This window comes from Brevundimonas guildfordensis (assembly GCF_014836405.1).
Taxonomy (GTDB): Bacteria; Pseudomonadota; Alphaproteobacteria; order Caulobacterales; family Caulobacteraceae; genus Brevundimonas; species Brevundimonas guildfordensis.
This window is the reverse complement of the sequence record NZ_JACSQU010000001.1, coordinates 1,624,106-1,647,354: the sequence shown is the minus strand read 5'-3', so window position 1 is coordinate 1,647,354 and position 23,249 is coordinate 1,624,106. Positions and strand designations below refer to the sequence as shown.

The window sequence follows — 23,249 nt, the reverse complement described above, 5'->3', positions numbered from 1 at the left end:
GTCAGGCGGCGCGCAGCCAGGTGTAGACTTCGACGGCTTCCTTGATGTCGTCGAAGATCTTGGCCTTACCGCTCTCGATGATCAGGGCTCGATCGCAGTAGCGGGTGATCAGATTGGTATCGTGCGACGCCATGAGGAAGGCGCAGTGGCCGCGATCCTCGAACAGGCCTTCCTGACATTTGCGTTGGAAGCGGGCGTCGCCAACGGCCACCAGTTCGTCGATCAGATAGCAGTCGAACTCGATCGCCAGCGACAGGCCGAAGGCCAGACGGGCGCGCATCCCGGACGAGAAATGCTTGACCGGCTCGCGCAGGGCCTTGCCCAGTTCGGCGAAGTCGTCGACCCGCGCCAGGGTCTCCTTGTAGTCGCGCTTATACAGGCGCGACAGGAAGCGCACATTGTCCAGCCCGGACAGACTGCCCTGGAAACCGCCGGAGAAGCCGATCGGCCAGGACGTCGTCATGTTCCATTCGATCTTGCCCGTGCTGGGGGGCATGATGCCGCCCAGCATCTGGATGAGCGTCGACTTGCCCTGGCCGTTGCGACCCAGCAGGGCGAGCCGGCCAGAGCGGCCGAGCTCGAAGTTGACGTCCTTGAACACGGGACGTTTGCTCGACTTGAATTTCTTGCTGACGTCGACGACGCGCAAGCCCGGCTCTTCGAGCGCCATCAGCTCTGCCTGTGTTCCCGAATGCCGGCCCAGACCAGCCATCCGATGGCATAGGCCAGAAGCGACGAGGCGAAGATGGTCAAGATCGCCCGCAGGCGGCGCGGCTCGCTGCCCTTGTCCGGCAGGCTGGGCGAGACGATGCGCTCCAGATAGAGCTTTTGGCGGCTTGCGTCCTGCTGAGCCGTCAGCAGGCTGGCTTCGGCCTGGGACACCCGGCGCTCGGCGATCTCGCGTTGAAGGACCAGGTCTTCATACGCGCCCAGCTTGGGCGCCAGGGAGTCGGCGCCGCCTGCGAGGCGGGCGCGGGCGTCCTCCACCTGGCGTTCCAGCCCGGCGATGCGGCGGTTCAGGATCGGCAGTTGCGGGCTGGCCGGCGCCTCGGCGGCCAACTGGTCGCGTTCGGCTTTCAACTGGGCGATTGAGACCAGCAGGGTGACGCTCACCTGAGTGCTTTCAGCCGCTTCGGCGCGCGGATCGAGGAAGCGCGTCGAGGTGCGGAAGGCGGTCAGCGCCTGTTTGGCGGTTTCGGCGGCGGCCAGGGCGGCCTGGCGGTCGCGTTCGGCATCGCGCAGGGCGTTGGCGGCCGCGCGTTCGTTCAACTGGTTGATCAGGGTCTCGCCGCTGTCCAGCATCGCCAGGTTGAGCGCCTGGGCTTCGCGGGCGGAAAAGGCCTGCACGCGGATGGTGCTGATGCCGGTGCCGGAATCATGGCCGACCGTCAGGAAGCGCTGGAAGGCCTTGTAGAGACTCTCTTCGCTGTCGCCTTCCCATGGGCGGGGGTAGCGCGACAGGGCGTCTGCTCCGGGACGGCCCAGAATGGCGCGCAGGTCGAACCGCTTCTGCATTTCCTTCATGCCGTCGCGCGAGGTCAGATACTCGTGCACGGCGAAGGCTTCGTTGACGCTGGTCGAGAAGCCGACGACGTTCAACGCCATGCCGACGGCCGTCGGTTGGGACACATTCGCTGAACGGACGACGAAGTGCGCCTCCGACACGTATCGCGGCGAGGCGATCAGCAGATAATAGATTGCAGCCAACGCGGTGGGAACGCCCACCACGATCAGGAAGGCGATCGGAAGCTTGCGCTTCTTGCCGGTCGCGCTTGGCCCGGGAAGCATCTTGGGCAAGGAGCCTAGGTACTGCAGCTTGGAGTCGGCCATGCGTGCCTTCTACCCTCGGGAGTGGTCATAAATGGTAAATAAAGTCAGTCCGACGCCATGTGCTCGCGAGCGCCTGCGATCAGCAGCAGGCCCGCGATATTAAGACATGCGCCCCAAATGACCGGGTACAACGGATCGTAGTGGGTCACCACAAACTCGCCAAACACCGCCGCGCGTATCATTTCCACGCAGTGAACGAAGGGAATGGTCAAATAGATCTTCTGGGCGGCGGGCGGCATCCACGACACCATGAAGAAGACGCCGGACAGCGGGATCATGGCGTAGCTGATCAGCCCGATCATGCGCTCGAACACCTCGAAGCGCATGGCCAGGCCAGAGAGCACCAGAGCCAGGCCCGAGGCGACCCAGGCCAGGGTGAACCAGCCCTGATAGAGCAGCAGATAGTCGAACGGCAGGCTCACCTGCTCGATGCTGAGCAGCACCAGATAGACGATCAGGAAGGCGCTAGTGCTGCCGGCCAGTTCGAGGCAGATTCGCGCCGAGAGTATGTGCATCGGCGTGATGCGGCGGTGGTAGAGCAGCCCCAGGTTCGATTGCAGCGCGCTCGATAGCAGGCTGATCATGTGCCGGATCATGATCAGGCTCATGTATCCCGTCATCACGAAGGGCGCGAGCCGGATGCCGTGCTCATAGGGCGACTTGGTGAAGCTCCACAGGATCATCACGCCGAAGCAGAAGATCAAAGGTTCGCCCACGATCCAGGCGAAGCCGAGGCCCCGACGACCATAGCGGGTCGCCATTTCACGCAGGATCAAGGCCCCGATGATGCGCAGGTGATGCTCGACGCCGGCGAAGAAGCGGCGCGCAAGCGAGGCTGACCTGTCGGAAATTGAGGTGTCGGAAGCCATCGAACCTACCTGGGCCGCGCGCCTGACGGACGCCCGGATGCGTTCAGGAAAACGTCGAGGATGACGCTTGCCGCTTCTTCTGCCGTATTTTTTTCTGTTTGGACATGGATTTCGGCGTTTTCCGGCGCCTCATAGGGGCTGTCGATGCCGGTGAAGTTGTGCAGCTCGCCGCGCCTTGCCTTGGCGTAGAGGCCTTTCACGTCGCGGGCTTCGACCGTCGCGAGCGGGGCGTCGACGAAGATCTCCAGGAAGGGGACGTCGCCCATCATCTCGCGCGCCATCGCCCGTTCGGCGCGGAAGGGCGAAATCAGCGACACCAGGACGATCAGGCCGGCGTCGGCCATCATCCGGGCGGCTTCGGCGGCGCGGCGGATGTTCTCGACCCGGTCAGCCTCGGTGAAGCCCAGGTCGCGGCTGAGGCCGTGGCGCAGGTTGTCGCCGTCGATCAGATAGGTGTGGCGCCCTTCGGCGGCCAGCTGTTCCTCGACCAGGTTGGCGATGGTCGACTTGCCCGCGCCGGACAGGCCGGTGAACCACAGCACCGCCGGTTGCTGACCCTTCAGGGCGGCGCGGCGGGCGCGGTCGACCTTGATCGGCTGGCGATGGATGTTGTGGGCGCGGCGCAGGGCGAAGCGGATCATCCCGGCCCCGACCGTCGCCTGGCTCATCCGGTCGATCAGGATGAAACCGCCCATCTCGCGGTCTTCCTCATAGGGGGCGAAGGCGATATCGGCGCCCAGCGACAGGTGGCAGACGCCGATGTCGTTCAGCTCCAGCGTCCGCGCGGCCAGCGGTTCCAGGGTGTTGACGTTGACCTTGTGCCGGATGTCGGTGATCGAGGCGGCCACCGTGCGGGCGCCCAGCTTCAGGTCGTACTGACGGCCGGGCAGGAGCGCCGCGTCGGCCATCCAGATGACGGCGGCCTCGAATTGGTCGGCGACCTCCAGCGGTGCGGCGGCGGCGCACAGGACGTCGCCGCGCGACAGGTCGATCTCGTCGGTCAGGGTCAGGACGACCGACTGACCGGCGCTGGCTTGTTCGGCGTCCTCGGTCGGCGCCAGGACGCGCGCGACCGTGGTCGTCACCCCCGAGGGCAGGGCGCGCACGGCGTCGCCGGGCCCCACGCGGCCCGCAGCGATCCGGCCCGTATAGCCGCGAAAGTCCAGATTCGGCCGGATCACGCCCTGCACGGCCATGCGGAACGGCAGGTGACCTTCGGACAGCGGCGGCAGTCCCTCCAGCGTCTTCAGCAGCGTCGGCCCGGCGTACCAGCCGCCGTCCTCGCCGCGCCGCGCCACGTTGGCGCCGGTCGCGCCGGATACGGGGATGGCCGTGACCTCCAGCCCGATCCGGGCGGCATAGGCTGCGAACTCGGCGGCGATGGACTCGAATACCGCCTGGCTCCAGTCGACCAGGTCCATCTTGGTGACGGCCAGAACCACCCGGCGCACCCCCATCAGCGCCAGGATGTGGGCGTGGCGGCGCGTCTGGGTCAGCACCCCCTTGCGGGCGTCGGCCAGGATGATGGCTGCATCGGCGGTCGATGCGCCGGTGGCCATGTTGCGCGTGTACTGCTCATGACCGGGCGTGTCGGCGACGATGAAGCTGCGCCGCTCGGTCGAGAAATAGCGATAGGCCACGTCGATGGTGATGCCCTGTTCGCGCTCGGCCAGCAGGCCGTCCACCAGCAGGGAGAAGTCCAGCGCGCCGTCCGCATCGGTCAGGGCGGCGATCTGGTCGTCGGGCACGGCGCCGACGTCATGCAGCAGTCGGCCGATCAGCGTCGACTTGCCATCGTCCACCGAGCCGCAGGTGATGAAGCGCAGCAGGTCGCGCTGGGGGGAGGGCGCCGACATCAGAAATAGCCCTCCTGCTTCTTGCGCTCCATCGACCCGGCCTGGTCGCGGTCGATCAGGCGGCCCTGACGCTCGGAACTGCGCGAGGCCCGCATCTCGGCGATGACGGCGTCCAGCGTCGTCGCCTCGCTCTCGATGGCGCCGGACAGCGGATAGCAGCCCAGAGTACGGAAGCGCACGGTGCGTGTCTGAGGCGTCTCGCCGGGCTTCAGCCGCATCCGGGCGTCATCGACGACGATCAGGGCGCCCTCGCGCTTCACCACGGGGCGCGGCGCGGCGAAATACAGGTTGACGACCGGGATGTTCTCGGCGGCGATGTAGTCCCACACGTCCAGCTCGGTCCAGTTGGACAGGGGGAAGACCCGCATCGTCTCCCCCGGCGAGACGCGCGGATTGTAGAGGCTCCACAGCTCCGGCCGCTGACGGCGCGGGTCCCAGCGGTGGCCGGGGCCGCGGAAGGAGAAGACGCGCTCCTTGGCCCGGCTGGCCTCCTCGTCGCGGCGCGCCCCGCCGATGGCGGCGTCGAAGCGGTGCAGGTCCAGCGCCTGCTTCAGCCCTTGCGTCTTCCACAGATCCGTATGCACGGCCGAGCCGTGGTCGAACGGATTGACGCCGCGCTCGACCGCTTCGGGGTTCTCGTAGACGATCAACTCCATGCCGCTTTCGGCGGCCATGCGGTCGCGCAGGGCGTACATGGCGCGGAACTTCCACGTCGTATCGACGTGCAGCAGGGGGAAGGGCGGCGGGGCCGGATGGAAGGCCTTGCGCGCCAGGTGAAGCAGGGCCGCCGAATCCTTGCCGATCGAATACAGCAGCACCGGACGCGCGCACTCGGCCGCCACCTCGCGCAGGATGTGGATGCTCTCGCTCTCCAGTCTCTGGAGGTGCGTCAGTCGGTCGGCGGAAAGGGCGGAAGGGGCGTCAGACACGGCATCAGGCCAGCGTCAGGCCGACCTTGCCGTACAGGTCGCGCAGGCGCGCCTGATAGGCGGCGGGCGTGAACTTGCCGGCCTGGATCAGGCCGCGCGCCTGCAGGTCGTGGCGCAGGCCTTCATCCGCGTCCAGCGCCTGGATGCCGCGCGTCATCGCCTGGACGTCATAGGGATCGACGATCACGGCCGCGTCCCCGGCGACTTCGGGCAGGGAGCCGCCGGTCGAGGTCAGCACCGCCGTCGACAGGGCCATCGACTCCAGGACGGGCAGGCCGAAGCCTTCATACAGAGACGGAAACAGCGTGGCCTTGGCCCCTCGGATCAGGCTGATCAGCATGGAGAAGGGCATGTATTCGTACTGGCGGATGCGGTCGGCGCTGGGTCCGCCATCGCGCTTGACCTGGTTCAGCAAGGCGGTCTCGCCTTCGTCCAGCCAGGCGCGGCCGCCGATGATGACCAGCGGCGTCTTGCTGCCGGACGCCAGATAGGCCTCGACAATGCGGCCCAGGTTCTTCTTCGGCTCGATGGCGCCGAAGTGCAGGAAGTAATCCTTCCAGCCCAGATTGAAGACGCCTTCCAGCTCCAGTTCCACCTCGGCCTGAGAGCGCGAGGTCAGGCTCTGCGGCAGGTCGACGGCCTGATAGGTGTTGGTGACCCGGTCCTCGGACACGCCCAGCAGGCGGATGACGTCCTGACGGGTCGTCTCGGACACCACGGCGATGTGGTCGGCCCGCTTCGCCACCGCCTCGCACAGGCGCATGTAAACGGCCTTGTCGTCCATCGTGGTGTGCGGCAGGCGCAGCGGGATGAGGTCGTGGATGGTGTAAAGGTTCGGGACGCCCTTGGCGTAGAGCGGCAGGGTCGCCGTCCAGTGCATGGCGTCGGGCCGCGGAGCGTCAGCCGAGGGTTCGAAGGTGACCGGCGTCTCCTTGCCATAGGCTGCGAAGCTGCGGTTCGCCGTGTGGAACAGGTTCTGAGCGGCCCAAAAGCTGTCCGCCGCCGGCCGCCCGCCGCCTCGGCTGGGCCAGATGACCTCGCCCGAAGGGATAATGGCGTGCGCCTCGCGCCCGAAGCGCGACGTATAGGTATCGCGGAATCGCCGGATCTTCTTCTTTCGGTTCAGCTTTTCGGGCGGTCGCTCGGCGTCGGTCAAGGCCGTCTCGTTGACGACATTGCTGGCCTTGCGGGCCGCTGCTGGACCGTAAAGCACCTGCGTGCCCAGACCGATCTCGCGCGCGTTGATCAGCAGGTTGCGCCCATAGGTGGCGATCCCCGAGCCTTTCGCGAGCGCCAGGTTGAAGCCGTCGATACAGATAGAAGACATTGAGATGAGCTGACCCGATGATGCAGCCGGATGTGGACGACACCCTGATCCTCAGGTCAAGGGGCGCTAAGGGAGGCGATGTTAACCTCCTCTTCACCCCTGTATCTCGCAGGCAACGCTTTCCGCTTAAGCTGTGGCTTTTGATGCCTTTCACGCTCGACCCGTCATAGCAACGCTGCTAGGGAGCCTGAAGGTGACTTTTCTCGTCGCCACACTGACAACAGATCTCGGAGGGCCGCATCACATGCGTGTCAAGAGTTTGATCCTGGCGTCGAGCGCGGCGGCCGCCCTGGCCCTGTCGGCCGGCGCAGCATCGGCTGAGCCCGATGGCTGGTACGGCGCGATCGACGCCGGCTACCACATCATCGACGACATCAACACGGAAGCTTCGGCGACCGGTCACAACTGGAACTGGGAAGTGAACGACGGCTGGGCGGCTTTTGCGCGCCTGGGCTACCGTTTCAACCCGAACTGGCGTGTTGAGCTCGAAGGCGGCTACCGCTCGGGCGACATCGGCACCGTTCGCGCCGTCTCGGGCCCGCAAGGCCTGTGCAACCTGACGCCGGCCACCGGTGCGTGCCACTCGCCGGACGGCGACATCACGTCGACCACCCTGATGGCCAACGTCATCTATGACTTCGGTTCGCCGGACTGGACCCTGCGTCCGTTCGTCGGCCTGGGCGTGGGCGCCAACCGCGTCAACACCGACACCATCGGCCGCCTGCGTCAGACCCCGGGCGTGGCCTTCGCCGCGGACGACAGCTCGACCAAGTTCGCCGCTCAGGCGATCGCCGGTCTGGCCTGGGCCGTCACGGATCGCGCCAACATCGACCTGACGTACCGTTACCTGACGGGCGACATGGAGTTCGACACCAGCACCGCTGGCACGGGCGCCATTCCGTTCGGCACCCTGGCGGGCGACTATGACCAGTCGCACACCGTGACGCTGGGCCTGCGCTATGCGTTCGGCGCCGAGCCGGCAGCCCCGCCGCCGCCGCCGCCGCCGCCGCCGCCCCCGCCGCCTCCCCCGCCGCCCCCGCCGCCGCCGCCGCCGCCTCCGGCCAAGCCGGCTGCGCGTCAGTTCGTGGTCTACTTCGACTTCGACCGTTCGGACCTGACGGCGGAAGCCCGCTCGGTGGTGACGCAAGCCGCCAACTACGCCAAGTCGGGCGCCCCGACGCGCGTGCTGGTGGTCGGCCACACCGACACCTCGGGCAACGCGGCCTACAACATGGGCCTGTCCAACCGCCGTGCGCGCACCGTGGCTGACGCCCTGGTCGCTCAAGGCGTCAACGGCGGCGTGATCTCGCTGGACGGCAAGGGCGAGACCGCCCCGGCCAAGGCCACCGGCGACGGCGTGCGTGAGCCGCTGAACCGCCGCGCCACCGTCGACATCAACTTCTAAGGCTCAAGGGGGCTGGATCATCCCAGCCCCCGCGACCAAAGAAGCGTCGATAAGATCAAGGACGGTCAGCCCGCAGGGGCCGACCGTCCTTTTTCTTTGCCTGAAGGCCGCCCTTGCTGGCGCCTGTCATCATCGGCGGCTATCTGCTGAGGACGACTTCAAGAGGAGTGCATGATGCGCGTCGCCATGATCGGAACGGGCTATGTCGGCCTGGTGTCTGGGGCCTGTTTCGCCGATTTCGGCCACACGGTGACCTGCGTCGACAAGGACGCCTCCAAGATCGACCGCCTGCGCCAGAACATCATGCCCATCTATGAGCCGGGGCTCGACGATCTGGTGGCGACCAACGTCAAGGGCGGGCGCCTGGCGTTCGCCACGGACGGCGCCGAGGCCATCCGCAGCGCCGACGCCGTCTTCATCGCCGTGGGCACTCCTTCGCGGCGCGGCGACGGCCACGCCGACCTGTCCTACGTTTATGCCGCGGCCGAGGAAATCGCCGATCTAATGCAGGGCTTCACCGTCGTGGTGACCAAGTCGACCGTCCCGGTCGGCACCGGCGACGAGATCGAGCGCATCATCCGCGAGCGCCGCCCCGACGCCGAATTCGCCGTCGTCTCCAACCCCGAGTTCCTGCGCGAAGGGGCCGCCATCGGCGACTTCAAGCGCCCTGACCGCGTCGTTGTCGGGACCGATAACGAGCGCGCCCGCGCGGTCATGGCCGAGCTCTATCGCCCGCTGAACCTGAACGAGACGCCGATCATGTTCACCGGCCGTCGCACGTCGGAACTGATCAAATACGCGGCCAACGCCTTCCTGGCGATGAAGATCACTTTCATCAACGAGGTCGCCGACCTGTGCGAGGCGGTCGGCGCCGATGTGCAGCAGGTCGCCCGCGGCATCGGCCTGGACAACCGCATCGGCTCCAAATTCCTGCACGCCGGGCCCGGCTACGGCGGTTCGTGCTTCCCCAAAGACACCCTGGCCCTGGTGCGCACTGCGACCGACGCCGGCGCGCCGGTTCGCCTGATCGAGACCACGGTGGCCATCAACGACGCCCGCAAGCAGGCCATGGCCGACCGCGTGGCCGATGCCCTGGGCGGCGACCTGAAGGGCAAGACGGTCGCTCTGCTGGGCCTGACCTTCAAGCCGAACACCGACGACATGCGCGACGCGCCGTCGCTGGATGTGGCGCCCGCCCTGATCGCGCGCGGCGCGACAGTTCAGGCCTATGACCCGGAAGGCATGGAGGAGGCCGCCAAACTTCTGGACGGCGTGGTTTTCAAGAGCGGTCCCTATGACGCGGTCGAGGGCGCGGATGTCGCGGTCATCCTCACCGAGTGGAACCAGTTCCGCGCCCTGGATCTGGACCGGGTCAAGCTGCTGCTGAGGCAGCCGGTCATGGTCGACCTTCGCAACGTCTATCGTCCGGATGACATGAAGGCGCGCGGTTTCCGCTACACTTCGATCGGCCGCCCCGACCACGCGGCCTGAGGCGGGCAACTCAGAAGAGCAGGGCCCGTCCGGCCGCGATGACGACGGCGGCCGTGACTACGGCGGCGAAGGCCGCTGTGGCGCCTAGCCTCAACGCCGTGCCCAGCCTCCGGCCTGGTGCGTCGTCATCCATGCGTATCTCCCTGACCACGGCCACCAAAGCTGTGGCGGGAGGGAACTGCAAGGCGTGCGGACGCAAAGAAAAAGGGCGGCCCGTTCGGGGCCGCCCTCTATCCTCGATCAGGCCTGCTGATCAGCCGGTGAACGGGCGGATCAGGATTTCGACCCGGCGGTTCTGCGCCTTGCCCTCAACCGTCGCGTTAGAGCCGATCGGATTGCGGGCGCTCATCCCGGCGACGTAGAGACGCTCGCGCATCACGCCGCGATCGATCAGATAGGAGGCGACCGACGAGGCGCGGCGCTCCGACAGGGGCTGGTTGATCGCGTCGCCGCCCGAGGAGTCGGTGTGGCCGATGACGTCGACCATCGACCGGTCGTATTCGTTCAGCACGCGGGCCACGTCGTCCAGCACCGGCAGGAAGCGGGCGTCCAGCGACGACTGGTTGGTGGCGAAGGTCACGTCCGACGGCATGCGCAGGACCAGGTTGTCGCCCTGGCGCGCCACGCCGACGCCGGTGCCCGAAAGCTCGGCTTCCAGCGCGCGTTGCTGGCGGTCCATGTATTGGCCCACGCCGGCCCCGGCCAGGGCGCCGACGCCCGCGCCGATCAAGGCGTTCTTGCGGCCCTGTTCGCCGCTCGAGGTGTTGGTCAGATAGCCCAGCAGGGCGCCGCCCACGGCGCCGGCGATGGCCCCCGTGCCGGTGTTGTTGCGACGCGGTGCGGAGCTGTAGGGGTCAGTGGTGGTGCAGGCGGCGGCGCCCAGCAGGGCGGCGATGCTCAGGCCTGTCACGGCAAGCTTGGCGCGCATAGGTGATCCTTTCGCTAGTGATCCGGTCGCAGAAACGCGGGGTGTATGGTGAAGGTTCCAACCTGTACCGACGCTGAACGGCGCGCACCGGCTTTGTGATGCGGCTGCGACCCCGGCGAGCGTTGACCACGCCGCCCTTGGCCCCCATCTGTAACCGCGGCCGGGCGCTTTGCCGATTGCGGGAGGCGCCGGACGGCCGAGGTCGCTTGCCACGAGGACCCCATGACCACGCGCGCTGTGCTTTTCGACAGTCCTTTCCTGCTCGGTTTTGATCATACCCGAGCGCTGATCGACCGCGCCGCCAAGGCGGCGGGCGAGAGCTATCCGCCCTATAACGTCGAACAGATCGGCGAGGCGGCCGTCCGCATCACCCTGGCGGTGGCCGGGTTCACGCCGGACGACCTGTCCGTCACGGTCGAGGGGCGCCAACTGACCATCACCGGCAAGCGCGAGGATGCAGGCCGCGATCCCCAGGCCTTCCTGCATCGTGGGATCGCCGCGCGCGGTTTCGTGCGCAGCTTCGTCCTGGCCGACGGGCTGGAGATCTCAGGCGCGCAGCTGGAGCACGGCCTGTTGCACGTCGAGCTGATCCGCCCGGAACAGGAAAAGCTGGTGCGGCGCATACCCATCACTACGACGGGCTGAAACGGCCGTCGAACCGCTCGGCTTTCCGGGCGTTCAGTCAAGCGTAAGGAGGCGGTCTTATGACGCCCATCATGACTAAAAAAGACTTTGCCGGGTTCGGCGCCCCCGATCTCGTCTATGTGCGCGCGATCCGCGCTTCGGACGTGATGGCCGACGCCCATGTCGAGCCGGCGGCGGACATCGAGATCGATCCCGATCAAATTCTTTATGCGGTGCACGGCGCTGACGGCGAGCGTCTGGCCGTCATGCTGGACCGCGAAACCGCTTTCGCCGCCGCGGTGGCGCACGAGCTGGAGCCGGTCTCCGTCCACTGATTTCTGCGAGAAGACGAAGGCGCGGGCCGTTCGGCGCCGCGCCTTATCGGCCGATCAGGCGGCCGTTTTGGATACGTCCTTGACGAACAGGGCGCGAATGGCGTCCACGGTGCGCGCCTGACGCAGTTGTTCGCGCAGCTCCGGCGAGCGCAGGGCGCGCGACACCGCCGCCAGGGCGCGCAGGTGCTCGGCCCCGGCGTCCGTCGGCGCAAACAGGGCGAACAGCAGATCGACCGGACGATCGTCCAGCGATTCATAGGCGACCGGCGTGTCCAGCCGGACAAAGACGGCGCAGACCTGCTCTAGACCCTTGATGCGGGCGTGCGGCACGGCGACGCCCGAGCCCAGGCCGGTGGAGCCCAGGGCTTCGCGTTCCAGCAGAGCCTCGAAAGCGCGCTCGGCGTCCATGCCGGTGGCGCTGGCGAAGGCCTCGGCCACGGCGTGCAGCGCCTGACGTTTGGATGACGCGCCGCCGCGCAGGACGATCCCGTCCGACGACAGCAAATCAGCAATGTCCATGACTACCCCGAAAACGGTACCCGACATGTGCGGAAGGGCGAGGGCCTAATAGCGCCTTCGCCCTTCCATAGGAAGTGTTTCAGCCGACGCGCTTGGCCGCGCCGTTCACCGTGCGCTCCGGATCGATCCAGCCCACGTTGCCGTCGGGGCGGCGATAGACCACGGCCAAGCCGCCGTGGGCGGCGTTGCGGAACATCACCAGCGGATAGCCGGTCATGTCCAGTTCGGCCACGGCGCGCCCCACAGTCAGGGTGCGGATCTCGGACTGGGTCTCGGCGATCACCATGCCCACCGGGGGCGGTTCGTCCGGGCGGCCCGCGTCGCCGAATTCTTCATCCTCGACCGAATCGGGATCGCGGAAGATGGTCAGGGCGGCCACTTCGCGCGCCGCGTCCTCGGTCTTTTCGGGCGACAGGCCCTTGGGACCGATGTGGTGGTCTTTCAGGCGGCGCTTGTAGCGACGGACGCGCTTCTCCAGCTTGTCCAGACTGTCGGCGAAAGCGGCCTGGGCGTCGCCGCCGAAGCCGGTCGTCACCAGCGATTGGCCCGAAGCCAGACGCACCCAGCAATCGACACGGAAACCATGGCGGTCTTTGGAGACCACGACCTCGGCGTCCTGAGCGCCGCGGGCGAAATATTTGCCGATGCCCTCTTCGAGTTCCTGGGAGATGCGCGAGCCTAGCGCTTCGCCGACATCCACTTGCTTGCCGCTGACTTGTATCTGCATAGCCATACAACGCGACGGACCGCATTTGGTGTCAACGTCGATCACCGATTTGTGGTGAAGCTTGGCGGGGGCGTGATCAGGCGGTCTTGAGCAGGCGGCGTCGTTGAACGGACGACGGAATTTTCAAGGCTTCCCGATACTTGGCGACCGTGCGCCGGGCGATGTCGATGCCGGCCTCATTGAGGATTTCGACGATCCGATCGTCGCTTAGGACCTCGCCGTCCGCGTCCTCGGCGTCGATCATGGTCTTTATCCGGCGGCGCACCGCTTCGGCCGAATGTGCGGCGCCGCCGTCGCTGGACTGGATGGCGGCGGTGAAGAAGAACTTCAGCTCGAACACCCCGCGCGGGGTAGAGACGTATTTGTTCGAGGTGACGCGGCTGACGGTGGATTCGTGCATCTCGATGGCTTCCGCCACCGTCTTCAGCGTCAGCGGGCGCAGGAACTCGACGCCGAAGGCCAGGAAGGCGTCCTGCTGGCGAACGATCTCCGACGAGACCTTGAGGATGGTCTTGGCGCGCTGGTCCAGCGACTTGACCAGCCAGCTGGCCTGGGCGGCGCAGTCGGCGACGAAGGTCTTCTCGGTGTCGGACCGGGCGCCCGCCGCAATCACCGAATGATAGCGTTTGTCCATCAGCAGCCGGGGCAGGGTGTCGGCGTTCAGCTCGACCCGCCAGCCGCCGGCCGGGTCGGGCCGCACATGAACGTCCGGCACGACCGTCTGGGCGGGCTCGCCGCCGAACCCGGCGCCGGGGCGCGGCGTTAGGCCCTTGAGTTCGGCGATCATCTCGGCCAGATCCTCGGCGTCGACGCCGCAGGCCTTGCGCAGGGCGGTCAGGTCGCGCCGCGCCAGAAGCTCCAGGTTCTCCAGCAGGGCGGCCATCGCCGGATCGAAGCGGTTGCGCTCGACCAGTTGCAGCGTCAGGCATTCGGCGATCGAACGGGCCATCACCCCCGTCGGCTCGAAGCCGTGGCAGACGGTCAGAACCGCTTCCACGCGGGCGATGTCCACGCCCAGCCGGTCGGCGATCTCGGCCAGATCGGCGCGCAGGTAACCGCCTTCGTCCGTGGCGTCGATCAGGGTCAGGGCGATGCCGTGATCGGCCGCCGACAGGCCCGCCGCCGAGGCCTGGGCCTGCAGGTGCTCCCACAGGGTCAGGTCGCGATGATCGGGGCGCTCGCGTTCCTCGCCGTGGGCCATGCCGCCCGCTCCGGCGCGGGACCAGTCGTTCAGGCCCGGCTGGGCGGCGGCGCCGTCCTCCTGACGGTCGCTGACCCGTTCGCCGGGCGCGGCGTCGCCGTACAGATCGTCCGAGCCGGCGTCCATGTTCTGGGCGTGGGCGTCGGACCCCTCGACGAAACTCAGCTCCGCCTCGCCGCCGCCTTCAGCCGAGGCGGCGTCGTTGGCGGCTTCCGGGGCGCTGTCGCCGCCGGCGTCGGCCTCGTCGCGTTGCAGCAGGGGATTGCGTTCCAGCTCGGCCTCGACGAAGGCCTCCAGCTCCAGGTTCGACAGTTGCAGCAGCTTGATCGCCTGCTGCAGCTGGGGCGTGATGACCAGCCCCTGCCCCTGCCTGACCTCAAGCCTCTGACCGATCACGTCTCAACCCCGCCTGCGGGCCGAGTGGCCCGCTTCTTGCTGAGGATGATGGGGCAGAGCCGTTAACGGGCGGTGAGCGGCCGTCGCCGCCGGGCGTGGATCAGGCGTCTTAGCCGTACATCTCGCCCAGATAGACGCGGCGCACCTCGGCGTCGGCGACGGCTTCGTCCGCCGTGCCTTCGAACAGGACCGCGCCGGACGAGATGATCGAAACGCGGTCGATGATGTCCAGCGTCTCGCGCACATTGTGGTCGGTGATCAGCACGCCGATCCCTTGGCCCGACAGATAGCGGATGACCTGGCGGATATCGGCGATGGCCAGCGGATCGATGCCGGCGAACGGCTCGTCCAGCAGCATGAAGCTGGGCCGCGCCGCCAGGGCGCGGGCGATTTCCACGCGCCGCCGCTCGCCGCCCGACAGGCCCGTGGCCGGGGCGTGGCGCAGGTGGTCGATACGCAGCTCTTCCAGCAGGCGAGTGGTCTCGTCGCGCGCGCCGGCGGCGGTCTTTTCGCGCAGTTCGACCACGGCCTTGACGTTCTGCTCGACGGTCATGCCGCGAAAGATGGAGGCTTCCTGGGCCAGATAGCCCAGGCCCATACGGGCGCGCTGGTACATGGGCTGCTGGGTGATGTCCTCATTGTCCAGCCAGATCGAGCCGCTGTCGGCGGGGATCAGGCCGGTGATCATGTAGAAGCAGGTCGTCTTGCCCGCCCCGTTGGGGCCCAGCAGGCCGCAGACCTCGCCGCGCTGGACGTTCAGCGAGACGTCCCGCACCACCTGTCGCTGGCCGAAGCTGCGGGCGATGTGCTCGACGCGCAGACCGGTCGGTCCGGCTGCTTCGACCGTCGGCGCGGCGGTCTCGACGACCGGCGCGTCCAGGTTCAGGGCGGAGAGTTCCTTACGCGCCACGCCGCCTCAGTTCCCTTGCGGGTAGAAGACGCCCTGGACGCGGCCGTTAGCGCCGCCGCCCTCGATGCGCGCCGTCTCGGTGCGGACGTTGTAGACGAGGCGGCTGCCGGTCAGGACGCTCTTGCCCTGGGTCAGGATGACGTCGCCGGTCACCACGACGTTGCCGTCGTTCAGGGTGTAGACGGCGCGGTCGCCCTTCATGCTTTGGTCCGGGGTGACGAAGTAGACTCCGCCGCTGGCCTCAATGCGATTCAGGTCGCCATTGGACGTAAAGCCCCGGATGGCGTCGGCGCGCAGGCGGTTGCCGCCTTGCGTCACCTCGGCCCGGCCGCGCAGCGAGAAGCCGTCGGGCGTGTATTCGCCGCTGTCGGCGCCGTACTGGACCGGCTGACGGCTGGCGTCGCCGCGGCTGTTGGCGTTCTGCGCGCCCGAAACGGCGGGCAGCATCAGGGCGGTCAGCAGGGCCGCGCCCGCGATCGTCAGCTTCGACTTTGACATCTTCATCGGTCGGCTCCGGCGGGATTGATCGTCCCGGTTACCTTGTTTTCGCCCTGGCCGTTGAAGACGACCCTCTGGCCCTGATCATAGATCGCATAAGACGAAGCATCGATGCTTCCAAGGGGGCCGCGACCCTGCACGCCCTTGTCGCCGGTGACCACCCCGGTGTCGGTGTCGACCACAGCTTCCGGCGTGGTCAGCTCCCAGCCGGTGCCGCCGTCGGAGATTTTCACGTTCGGGCCGATGACGACCTTGCGCTGGGTCTCGATATAGGTCCCGCCGTCCGCGCTCAGCTCCGTCGTCTTGCGCGCCCCCAGGTTCAGCCGCAGCAGGGGGCCGACCAGGCGGAAATGGCCGGTGGCCGGGTCGCGCACCGCGCCCTGGGCGCCGATGACGAAGGAGCGCCCTTGCGCGTCCTGGCCATGGAACATCGGATTATCCAGCCGGATTTCGCGGCTCTCGCTGGCCTTGCGCTCGACCCCCGACATGACGGTCCTGAACACGGTCCAGGTCAGGGCGCCGCCCGCCAGCATCACGATGACGATCGGCAGGACGCGCCGATACAGCTTCACCCGTCGCGAGCGCGTGCGCCAGCGTTCGCCGGCGCGGGCGACGCGCGCCTCGTCGGCGCGCTTCTGCTCGTCCTGGACGTCGGGCTCGCTCATCGGCGTCTCGGGTCCGATCCTTTAGGCGTGGGCGAAGATGTCGATCTCGTCCCAACCGGCCAGGTCGAGGCGCGAACGCATGGGCAGGAAGTCGAAGCAGGCCTGGGCCAGCTCCATGCGGCCCTCGCGGACCAGCATCTCGTTCAGCCGGTTCATGATGGCGTGCAGGTGAAGAACGTCCGAGGCGGCGTAGTCCAGCTGCGCCTGGCTCAGTTCGGCCGAGCCCCAGTCAGAGCTTTGCTGCGCCTTGGACATGTCGATCCCGGCCAGTTCCTTGGCCACGTCCTTCAGGCCGTGGCGGTCGGTGTAGGTGCGCGCCAGCTTGGACGCGATCTTGGTGCAGTAGACGGGGCGCGTCTCGACGCCCAGGTGCAGCTCGAACATGCCGATGTCGAAACGGCCGAAGTGGAAGATCTTCAGCACCTTCGGATCGGTCAGCAGCCGTTTCAGGTTGGGGCAGTCATAGGCCGGACGGTTCAGGCGCACGACGTGGGCGTTTCCGTCGCCCGACGACAGTTGCACCACGCACAGCGGATCGCGGCGGAAGCGCAGGCCCATCGTCTCGGAATCGATCGCCACCTCGGGACCCAGGTCCAGGCCGTCGGGCAGGTCGCCTTCGTGGAAATAAACGGTCATGCGCGCAAACTCGTCAGTCGTTCAGGCCGCAACATAGACGAACCTCGCGCCACCGCCAGAACACAGGCGCCAGAACGAAAGGCTCGACTCCGCCGTCGCGGCCGCAGGGGAGGGGAGATCAGGGCCGAAATGACAAACGGCGCCGCATCCTATCGGATACAGCGCCGCTTGAGAAATGGTGCCCAGGAGAAGACTCGAACTTCCACGACCGTTAAGCCACTGGCACCTGAAGCCAGCGCGTCTACCAATTCCGCCACCTGGGCCCGGTGGGTCGCCCCGCCGAGGGCCGGACTAATAGGGGGGACCCTCGGGGCGGTCAACAGGCTTTTTTCGGTTTCGTGAAAAAACTGCGCCGTTGACCAAAAGCTCCGGGAAATCCGCGCATTATCAGGCCAGCCAGACCATCATCCGCGTATCGGCGCTCTCGCCCCGCGCGCGGCTGAAGGCCGGACGGGTCTCGCCGGTGTAGAGGAAGCCCGCCTTTTCCAGCACCCGGCCGGAGGCGGGATTATCCGCGAAGTGGCCGGCCATCAGCGCGCGGCGCCGCCACCGGGTCGAGGCCCAGACCAGGGCGCCTTGCAGCGCCTCGGTCGCATAGCCCCGGCCCCAGAACTCGCGGCCGATCCAGTAGCCGGTCTCAGGCACGGCGTCGGCGTCGTGGAACATGCCGATGACGCCCACGGGGCCGTGGTCCTCGTGTTCGATCAGGAAGGTGTTGGCCTTCTTCGGGTCCTGGGACGCCACCTGAAGGACGAAGTCCTCGGCCTCATCGACCCCGAAGGGGTGGGGCATCCGCATGGTCATGCGAGCGATGTCGTGGTCGTTGGCCAGGGCGGCGATCCGCGACACGTCCTGCGCGCCGGGGGCGCGCAGGAGCAGGCGCCGCGTCTCGACGACGGGGGAGGTTTCGATCACGCACATGGTTCGGCCTCGATGTCTTCAGCGCCGCCTCCTTGGAGGGCTCGGGCGGCTTCGAGGCGGGGAAACGCAAACGGGGAGCCTGGTGATCCAGACTCCCCGCGGAACATTTTCCCTTGGTCCGGATCGGCTGCTGTCGAGAGCAACGCGATCCGGGGAAATACTGTCCTGGCTTCGCGTTACTCGGCGGCCATCGCCTGGGCGTCGTCGTTGGCCGGGAGAATCGACACGTAACAACGGCCGCCACGTTTAGTGGTGAACTGCACCGAGCCGGTCACAGTGGCGAACAGGGTATGGTCGCGACCCAGGCCGACGTTGGTGCCCGGGTGGAACTTGGTGCCGCGCTGACGCACGAGGATGTTGCCGGCCAGCACGCGCTCGCCGCCGAACTTCTTCACGCCAAGGCGTTTCGACTCTGAGTCGCGGCCGTTACGCGACGAACCGCCAGATTTCTTGTGAGCCATCTTGCTGCTCCTCTTCCTTGGTGCGCTACCGCCCGTTCGGGCTGCTTGAGCGCTCCATCTGTCCTGCTAGGCGCTGATCCAGCGCCGGTGAAAATCTTAGGCTTCGGCGCCTTCGGCGGCGTCAGCCTTGGCGGCCTTCTTGGCCGGAGCCTTCTTGGCCTTCGGGGCCTCGGCTTCGACAGCTTCGACGCGCGGGGCCAGGCCGCGAGCGCGGGCGTTGATCTCGGCCTTGGTCATCAGGTCGACCGTGCCGTCCCACTTGGCCTTCTCGCCGGCGCCTTCGATGCCGGTGATGCGCAGGACCGATTCCATCTGGCGATGGCCGTTCGTGCGGCGATAGCCCTGACGACGGATCTTCTTGAAGATCTTGATCTTCTCGCCCTTGCGGGTCTCGATCAGCGTGGCTGCGACAGCGGCGCCGTCGATCAGCGGAGCGCCGACCGTCACACCCTTGTCACCGCCCAGCATGAGGACTTCACCGAAATTGACGGCAGCGCCAGCGTCGCCGTCGATCTTCTCGACAACAATCACATCGCCCGGTTGAACCCGGTACTGCTTTCCGCCGGTCTTGATCACCGCGTACATTAGGAAGCCTCAGCGTGAACGCAAAAATGGATGCGCCCGCCAGGAGACCCTGCGGGCGAAGAGCGGCGACATATACGGATGGTCACGGAAGAGTCAACGTGAAACGGACGCCCAAGGGGGCAAAACCCGCCCGAAACGGGTTCCGAGCCGACTCTGTGGCCTTGATGCACGGGCGATGCAAGCGCGTGGGGGAGACCCGGTCCTTATATAGAAGACGCGGCGCGACGCCGCGGACGAAGATTCTTCGCCGATTCTGCTCGACTGTTATAAGGTAACACTCTAAGGGAGCGGCCATGTCCTCTCCCGATCTCGCCGAGCCGGTTCTGCTGTCGCTTCTGGGCGGCGGCTTCGTCGCGGCCTTCCTGCACGCAGCCCTGCCGACCCACTGGCTGCCGTTCGTCCTGGTCGGGCGGGCGCAGCGCTGGAGCGTGGCGCGGGTGATGACGACCGTAGTGACGGCCGGTCTGGCGCACATCGCGTCGACGGCCCTGGTGGGGTCGCTGATCGTGGCGGCGGGTCTGGCGCTGAACCGCTGGGTCGAGGGGCTTCTGCCGCATCTGTCGGCGGGTCTGCTGTTCCTGTTCGGCGCCTTCTATCTGGCCAAGGCGTCGTTGAAGCGTACGGCGACGGCCGGCGGCCCGGCGGTGGACGCGGGCGATGGGGCCGGACCCGCCGTATCTGATCGGGCGGCTTTCCTGGGGCTGGTGCTGATGATGGCGGTCACCCCGGGCGAGGTGCTTCTGCCCATCTATCTGTCCTCGGCGACCGAAGGCTTCTGGGCGCTAGGCCTTCTGACGCTGGTGTTCGCGGCGGGGACGGTGCTGGGCATGACCCTGTTGGCGGCTCTGGCCACGGCGGGCTACTCCATCCTGCGTCTGGAGCGGTGGGCGCGCTATGAAGGCGCCATTCTGGGCGGGGCGCTGATCCTGATCGGCTTCCTGGTGCTGACGCATCAGCACTGACCCGAGTCTGATAGGTTATATATTTACATTCAATGACTTGCGGTTGGCGAGCATTGACCGGGCCGCGGACGCCGGCCTAGAGGAGGGGACATGGCGCACGATCATGCTCACGACCATGACGGTCCTCCCCACGCCCATACACATGGCCACGGCCACGGCCACGGCCACAGCCACGGCATCGGCGGCCATCATCACGGCCCGACCGACACCGGCGACTGGCGCTACGCCGTCGGCCTGATCGTCAACCTGGTCTTTGTCGCTGTCGAGTTCACGGCGGGCTTCATCGCCGACTCCACCGCCCTGATGGCCGACGCGGGGCACAACCTGTCAGACGTCCTCGGCCTGGCCATGGCGGGCGGCGCGGCCTGGCTGGCCCGGCGCGCCGCAGGGGCCCGGCGCACCTACGGCTACGGCAAGGCGACGGTGCTGGCGGCCCTGGGCAACGCCCTGCTGCTGATCTTCGCCTGCGGGGCCATCGCCTTCGAGGCGGTGCGCCGTCTGGCCGAGCCGGCGCCGGTCGCCTCGGGCGTCATCATCGCCGTGGCGGGGATCGGCTTCATCATCAACCTGGGCACCGCCCTGATGTTCATGAAGGACCAGCACAAGGATCTGAACGTGCGCGGCGCCTATCTGCACATGATGGCCGACGCCGGGGTCTCGCTGGGCGTGGTCGTCGCCGGCGCCGTGATACTGTTCACGGGCTGGTCTCTGATCGACGGCATCGTCAGCCTGATCATCGTCGCCGTCATCATGATCGGCACCTGGGGCCTGCTGAAGGACTCGGTCAATCTGGCGCTGGACGCCGCGCCCAACGGTCTGGACGTGGCCGAGATCCGCAGCGCGCTTCTGGCTCTGCCGGGCGTGACGGCGGTGCACGACCTGCACGTCTGGGGCCTGTCGACCACGGACGCCGCCCTGACCGCCCACCTGGTGCATCAGCGCCCCGATCCCGACGCCCTTCTGGCCGAGGCGCAAGGGCTGGCGCGCGGCCGCTTCGACATCAGCCACACGACGCTGCAGCTGGAAACGGGCGTGCTGCCCGATTGTCCGGCCTGCTGAGCGGTTCGCCTCTTCCCAAGGCGGCCTTCAGCCGCCATCTAGCGCCCATGACCCAGAAGACTCCCGTCACCGTCCTCACCGGCTACCTCGGCGCCGGCAAGACCACCCTGCTGAACCGCATCCTCACCGAGGATCACGGCAAGCGTTACGCCGTCATCGTCAATGAGTTCGGCGAGATCGGCATCGACAACGACCTGGTGGTCGGCGCCGACGAGGACGTGTTCGAGATGAACAACGGCTGCGTCTGCTGCACGGTGCGCGGCGACCTGATCCGCGTGGTCAACGGCCTGATGAAGCGCCAGCGCCCCGGCAAGCCCGCCTTCGACGCCATCATCGTCGAGACGACCGGCCTGGCCGACCCCGGCCCGGTGGCCCAGACCTTCTTCGTCGACGACGAGGTCAAGGCCAAGACCCAGCTGGACAGCGTGACGGCTCTGGTCGACGCCAAACACGTCATGGCGCGTCTGGACGACTCTAAAGAGGCGCGCGAGCAGGTCGCCTTCGCCGACCGCATCATCCTGAACAAGATCGATCTGGTGAACGAGGCCGCTCTGGCCGAGGTCGAGGCCCGCCTGCGCGCGCTGAACCCGCTGGCCCCCATCGTCCGCGCCGAGCGCTCGAACGTGCCGCTGGATCAGGTGCTGGGTCTGCACGCCTTCGATCTGGAGCGCATCCTCGAGGTCAAGCCGGACTTCGTGAATCCGCCCCACGGCGCCGAGGGGCACGTCCACGACGAACACTGCGGCCACGGCCATGACCATGCCGAAGAGCACGTCCACGACGAGCATTGCGGTCACGACCACGACCACGCTCACGACCATGGCCCGCGCGGCCACGCCCATGAGGACGACATCAAGGGCATTTCCCTGACGCTGGACCGTCCGCTGAACGGCCAGAAGTTCACCGCCTGGCTGGACAAGCTGCTGGGCGAGCAGGGCCAGAACATCCTGCGCGCCAAGGGCATCATCGACGTTCAGGGCGAGGATCGCCGCCTGGTCTTCCAGGCCGTGCACATGATCCTTGAGGGCGACTTGCAGCAGCCCTGGGGCGAGAAGGAACGCCGCTGGAGCCGCGCCGTCTTCATCGGACGCGACCTGGACGAAGCCGCCCTGAAGGCCGGGTTCGAGGCCTGCGCGGCATGACGGGACGTGTCGAAGCCAAGCTGATCTACGGCACGCCCGATTTCGAGATCATGCAGGGCGGCGATTTCGTTCGCTGCGCGGTCTCGGGCGCGCCGATCCCGCTGGAGGCCCTCAATTACTGGAGCGTCGAGCTCCAGGAGGCCTATGCGTCCGGCGAACTGATGACGAAGCGCTGGCTGGAGACGCGCAAGTAAAGTCCTCTCCCATCAGGGGAGGGTTTTCAGCCATTCCGTCATCACCCGCGCCAGCGCCTTCGGCTGTTCCAGCGGGATCATGTGGCCGCTGAGCGTCACCGTCGCCAATGTCGAGCCGGTGATCCCGCGGTGCAGTTCCTCGGCCTCGTCCAAACCGCGCAGGCGGTCGGCGTCCGCCGCCACGATCAGGGTCGGCTGACGGATCTCGCCCAGCCGCTCCAGATCGCCCGCCCGCGCCATGGCCGACTGGCGGTGAAACACCTCGCCGCCCAGCCGCAAGCCCATGTCGCGCACCCGCGCGATCATCGCCTCGTCGCCCGCCAGATCGGGGTGCAGGGACGAGACGATGGCCGGACGGCTCAACCCCTTGAAGGCCTTCGGCGGCGCCTTCAGGGCCGAGCGCCGCTGGCGGATCAACTCCTCGGTATCCCCGCGCGCCGAGGTGGCGATCAGGATCAGGGCCTCGACCCGTTCCGGCGCGATCCGCGCCAGTTCGCGCGCCACATAGCCGCCCATGGAGAAGCCCACGGCGACGAACCGGCCAGGCGCGTCGCTCAGGATCGCCGCCGCCATGCGCTCGATATCCTCGCCCCGGCTGAGATCGGTGGCGACCAGCGGGCCGAACGGGGCCAGATCGTCGGTCATGGCGTCCCACAGGGTCGCATCGGCCATGAAGCCGGGAATGAGCAGCAGGGTCATGGGCCCCTCATAGACCCGCCACGCGACAGACGCGACGGGGGAGGTTATGAGGCGCATCCGACTTCTCCTTCGCCCCGCGT

The 23,249-nt window shown here is 67.3% G+C and carries 27 protein-coding genes and 1 tRNA gene; 8 read left to right on the top strand and 20 right to left on the bottom strand.

Annotated features, from left to right (window positions below):
* Position 1: 1 nt before the first annotated feature.
* Genes H9656_RS08010 through H9656_RS07985 form a run of 6 tightly spaced genes read right to left on the bottom strand, consistent with a single transcriptional unit; the run spans position 2 to position 6,811 of the window.
* Positions 2 to 670, bottom strand: coding sequence for an ABC transporter ATP-binding protein (locus tag H9656_RS08010; RefSeq protein WP_191743618.1), 669 nt, complete (start codon positions 668 to 670; stop codon positions 2 to 4).
* On the bottom strand, positions 670 to 1,830 hold the full coding sequence (locus H9656_RS08005; RefSeq protein WP_191743617.1) for a chain-length determining protein: 1,161 nt from the start codon (positions 1,828 to 1,830) through the stop codon (positions 670 to 672). The genes H9656_RS08010 and H9656_RS08005 overlap by 1 nt, the downstream gene beginning before the upstream one ends.
* 44 nt (positions 1,831 to 1,874) lie before the next feature.
* Positions 1,875 to 2,699 (bottom strand): ABC transporter permease, encoded by an 825-nt coding sequence (locus tag H9656_RS08000; protein ID WP_191743616.1) that lies wholly within the window; start codon positions 2,697 to 2,699, stop codon positions 1,875 to 1,877.
* Positions 2,700 to 2,704: 5 nt separating this feature from the next.
* Positions 2,705 to 4,555, bottom strand: a complete 1,851-nt coding sequence (cysC, locus tag H9656_RS07995; RefSeq protein ID WP_191743615.1) for an adenylyl-sulfate kinase — start codon at positions 4,553 to 4,555, stop codon at positions 2,705 to 2,707.
* Positions 4,555 to 5,484 (bottom strand): sulfate adenylyltransferase subunit CysD, encoded by a 930-nt coding sequence (gene cysD / locus H9656_RS07990; protein WP_191743614.1) that lies wholly within the window; start codon positions 5,482 to 5,484, stop codon positions 4,555 to 4,557. The genes cysC and cysD overlap by 1 nt, the downstream gene beginning before the upstream one ends.
* A 4-nt stretch (positions 5,485 to 5,488) precedes the next feature.
* Positions 5,489 to 6,811: a glycosyltransferase family 4 protein gene (locus H9656_RS07985; protein WP_191743613.1), complete on the bottom strand. Its 1,323-nt coding sequence runs from the start codon at positions 6,809 to 6,811 to the stop codon at positions 5,489 to 5,491.
* Positions 6,812 to 7,055: 244 nt separating this feature from the next.
* Here H9656_RS07985 and H9656_RS07980 point away from each other — a divergent pair, with 244 nt between their 5' ends.
* The gene (locus H9656_RS07980; RefSeq protein ID WP_191743612.1) at positions 7,056 to 8,216 is read left to right on the top strand and encodes an OmpA family protein; all 1,161 of its coding nucleotides are present in this window, start codon (positions 7,056 to 7,058) and stop codon (positions 8,214 to 8,216) included.
* Positions 8,217 to 8,390: 174 nt separating this feature from the next.
* Entirely contained in the window at positions 8,391 to 9,707 is a 1,317-nt protein-coding gene (locus tag H9656_RS07975) for a UDP-glucose dehydrogenase family protein (protein ID WP_191743793.1), read from the top strand.
* Positions 9,708 to 9,717: 10 nt separating this feature from the next.
* Here H9656_RS07975 and H9656_RS14215 read toward each other — a convergent pair whose 3' ends face one another.
* The gene (locus H9656_RS14215) at positions 9,718 to 9,840 is read right to left on the bottom strand and encodes a hypothetical protein (RefSeq protein WP_263598610.1); all 123 of its coding nucleotides are present in this window, start codon (positions 9,838 to 9,840) and stop codon (positions 9,718 to 9,720) included.
* Positions 9,841 to 9,960: 120 nt separating this feature from the next.
* Positions 9,961 to 10,635 (bottom strand): OmpA family protein, encoded by a 675-nt coding sequence (locus tag H9656_RS07970; protein WP_191743611.1) that lies wholly within the window; start codon positions 10,633 to 10,635, stop codon positions 9,961 to 9,963.
* 222 nt (positions 10,636 to 10,857) lie between these two features.
* On the opposite strand from H9656_RS07970, the gene H9656_RS07965 reads away from it, so the two are divergent.
* The gene (locus H9656_RS07965) at positions 10,858 to 11,280 is read left to right on the top strand and encodes an Hsp20 family protein (protein WP_191743610.1); all 423 of its coding nucleotides are present in this window, start codon (positions 10,858 to 10,860) and stop codon (positions 11,278 to 11,280) included.
* A gap of 59 nt (positions 11,281 to 11,339) precedes the next feature.
* The gene (locus H9656_RS07960) at positions 11,340 to 11,594 is read left to right on the top strand and encodes a DUF1150 family protein (protein WP_003169641.1); all 255 of its coding nucleotides are present in this window, start codon (positions 11,340 to 11,342) and stop codon (positions 11,592 to 11,594) included.
* 54 nt (positions 11,595 to 11,648) lie between these two features.
* Here the strand turns inward: H9656_RS07960 and ptsN are convergent, their stop codons facing one another.
* From ptsN to rplU, 11 genes are all read right to left on the bottom strand, one after another.
* A complete protein-coding gene (gene ptsN, locus H9656_RS07955) occupies positions 11,649 to 12,113 on the bottom strand; it encodes a PTS IIA-like nitrogen regulatory protein PtsN (protein ID WP_191743609.1) in 465 nt (154 codons plus the stop codon).
* Positions 12,114 to 12,192: 79 nt separating this feature from the next.
* Complete coding sequence (gene hpf, locus H9656_RS07950) at positions 12,193 to 12,840, bottom strand: ribosome hibernation-promoting factor, HPF/YfiA family (protein WP_191743792.1); 648 nt, start codon at positions 12,838 to 12,840, stop codon at positions 12,193 to 12,195.
* Between the two features lie 76 nt (positions 12,841 to 12,916).
* Entirely contained in the window at positions 12,917 to 14,437 is a 1,521-nt protein-coding gene (gene rpoN, locus H9656_RS07945; protein ID WP_191743608.1) for an RNA polymerase factor sigma-54, read from the bottom strand.
* Positions 14,438 to 14,546: 109 nt separating this feature from the next.
* Entirely contained in the window at positions 14,547 to 15,347 is an 801-nt protein-coding gene (lptB, locus tag H9656_RS07940; protein WP_191743607.1) for an LPS export ABC transporter ATP-binding protein, read from the bottom strand.
* Positions 15,348 to 15,353: 6 nt separating this feature from the next.
* Positions 15,354 to 15,851, bottom strand: coding sequence for an LptA/OstA family protein (locus H9656_RS07935; RefSeq protein ID WP_191743606.1), 498 nt, complete (start codon positions 15,849 to 15,851; stop codon positions 15,354 to 15,356).
* Positions 15,848 to 16,510 carry an LPS export ABC transporter periplasmic protein LptC gene (lptC, locus tag H9656_RS07930; protein ID WP_191743605.1) on the bottom strand — a complete coding sequence of 221 codons (663 nt, stop codon included), beginning with the start codon at positions 16,508 to 16,510 and terminating at the stop codon, positions 15,848 to 15,850. The genes H9656_RS07935 and lptC overlap by 4 nt, the downstream gene beginning before the upstream one ends.
* A gap of 21 nt (positions 16,511 to 16,531) precedes the next feature.
* Positions 16,532 to 17,146 (bottom strand): ribonuclease D, encoded by a 615-nt coding sequence (locus H9656_RS07925; RefSeq protein WP_191743604.1) that lies wholly within the window; start codon positions 17,144 to 17,146, stop codon positions 16,532 to 16,534.
* 176 nt (positions 17,147 to 17,322) lie between these two features.
* Positions 17,323 to 17,409, bottom strand: a tRNA-Leu gene (locus H9656_RS07920).
* Between the two features lie 124 nt (positions 17,410 to 17,533).
* Positions 17,534 to 18,067: a GNAT family N-acetyltransferase gene (locus tag H9656_RS07915; protein WP_191743603.1), complete on the bottom strand. Its 534-nt coding sequence runs from the start codon at positions 18,065 to 18,067 to the stop codon at positions 17,534 to 17,536.
* Between the two features lie 176 nt (positions 18,068 to 18,243).
* Positions 18,244 to 18,528 (bottom strand): 50S ribosomal protein L27, encoded by a 285-nt coding sequence (rpmA, locus tag H9656_RS07910; RefSeq protein WP_087140382.1) that lies wholly within the window; start codon positions 18,526 to 18,528, stop codon positions 18,244 to 18,246.
* A gap of 96 nt (positions 18,529 to 18,624) precedes the next feature.
* Positions 18,625 to 19,113 carry a 50S ribosomal protein L21 gene (gene rplU, locus H9656_RS07905; RefSeq protein ID WP_087140381.1) on the bottom strand — a complete coding sequence of 163 codons (489 nt, stop codon included), beginning with the start codon at positions 19,111 to 19,113 and terminating at the stop codon, positions 18,625 to 18,627.
* 293 nt (positions 19,114 to 19,406) lie between these two features.
* On the opposite strand from rplU, the gene H9656_RS07900 reads away from it, so the two are divergent.
* The 4 genes from H9656_RS07900 to H9656_RS07885 all read left to right on the top strand — a co-directional run bounded on the left by H9656_RS07900 (position 19,407) and on the right by H9656_RS07885 (position 22,470).
* Positions 19,407 to 20,075, top strand: coding sequence for a hypothetical protein (locus H9656_RS07900; protein ID WP_191743602.1), 669 nt, complete (start codon positions 19,407 to 19,409; stop codon positions 20,073 to 20,075).
* A 90-nt stretch (positions 20,076 to 20,165) separates the two neighbouring features.
* On the top strand, positions 20,166 to 21,134 hold the full coding sequence (locus H9656_RS07895; protein WP_191743601.1) for a cation diffusion facilitator family transporter: 969 nt from the start codon (positions 20,166 to 20,168) through the stop codon (positions 21,132 to 21,134).
* A 47-nt stretch (positions 21,135 to 21,181) separates the two neighbouring features.
* Entirely contained in the window at positions 21,182 to 22,276 is a 1,095-nt protein-coding gene (locus H9656_RS07890; RefSeq protein WP_191743600.1) for a CobW family GTP-binding protein, read from the top strand.
* Positions 22,273 to 22,470 (top strand): DUF2093 domain-containing protein, encoded by a 198-nt coding sequence (locus H9656_RS07885; protein WP_191743599.1) that lies wholly within the window; start codon positions 22,273 to 22,275, stop codon positions 22,468 to 22,470. The genes H9656_RS07890 and H9656_RS07885 overlap by 4 nt, the downstream gene beginning before the upstream one ends.
* Before the next feature lie 12 nt (positions 22,471 to 22,482).
* On the opposite strand, the gene H9656_RS07880 is transcribed toward H9656_RS07885, so the two are convergent.
* Complete coding sequence (locus H9656_RS07880) at positions 22,483 to 23,169, bottom strand: alpha/beta fold hydrolase (RefSeq protein WP_191743598.1); 687 nt, start codon at positions 23,167 to 23,169, stop codon at positions 22,483 to 22,485.
* Between the last annotated feature and the right edge of the window lie 80 nt (positions 23,170 to 23,249).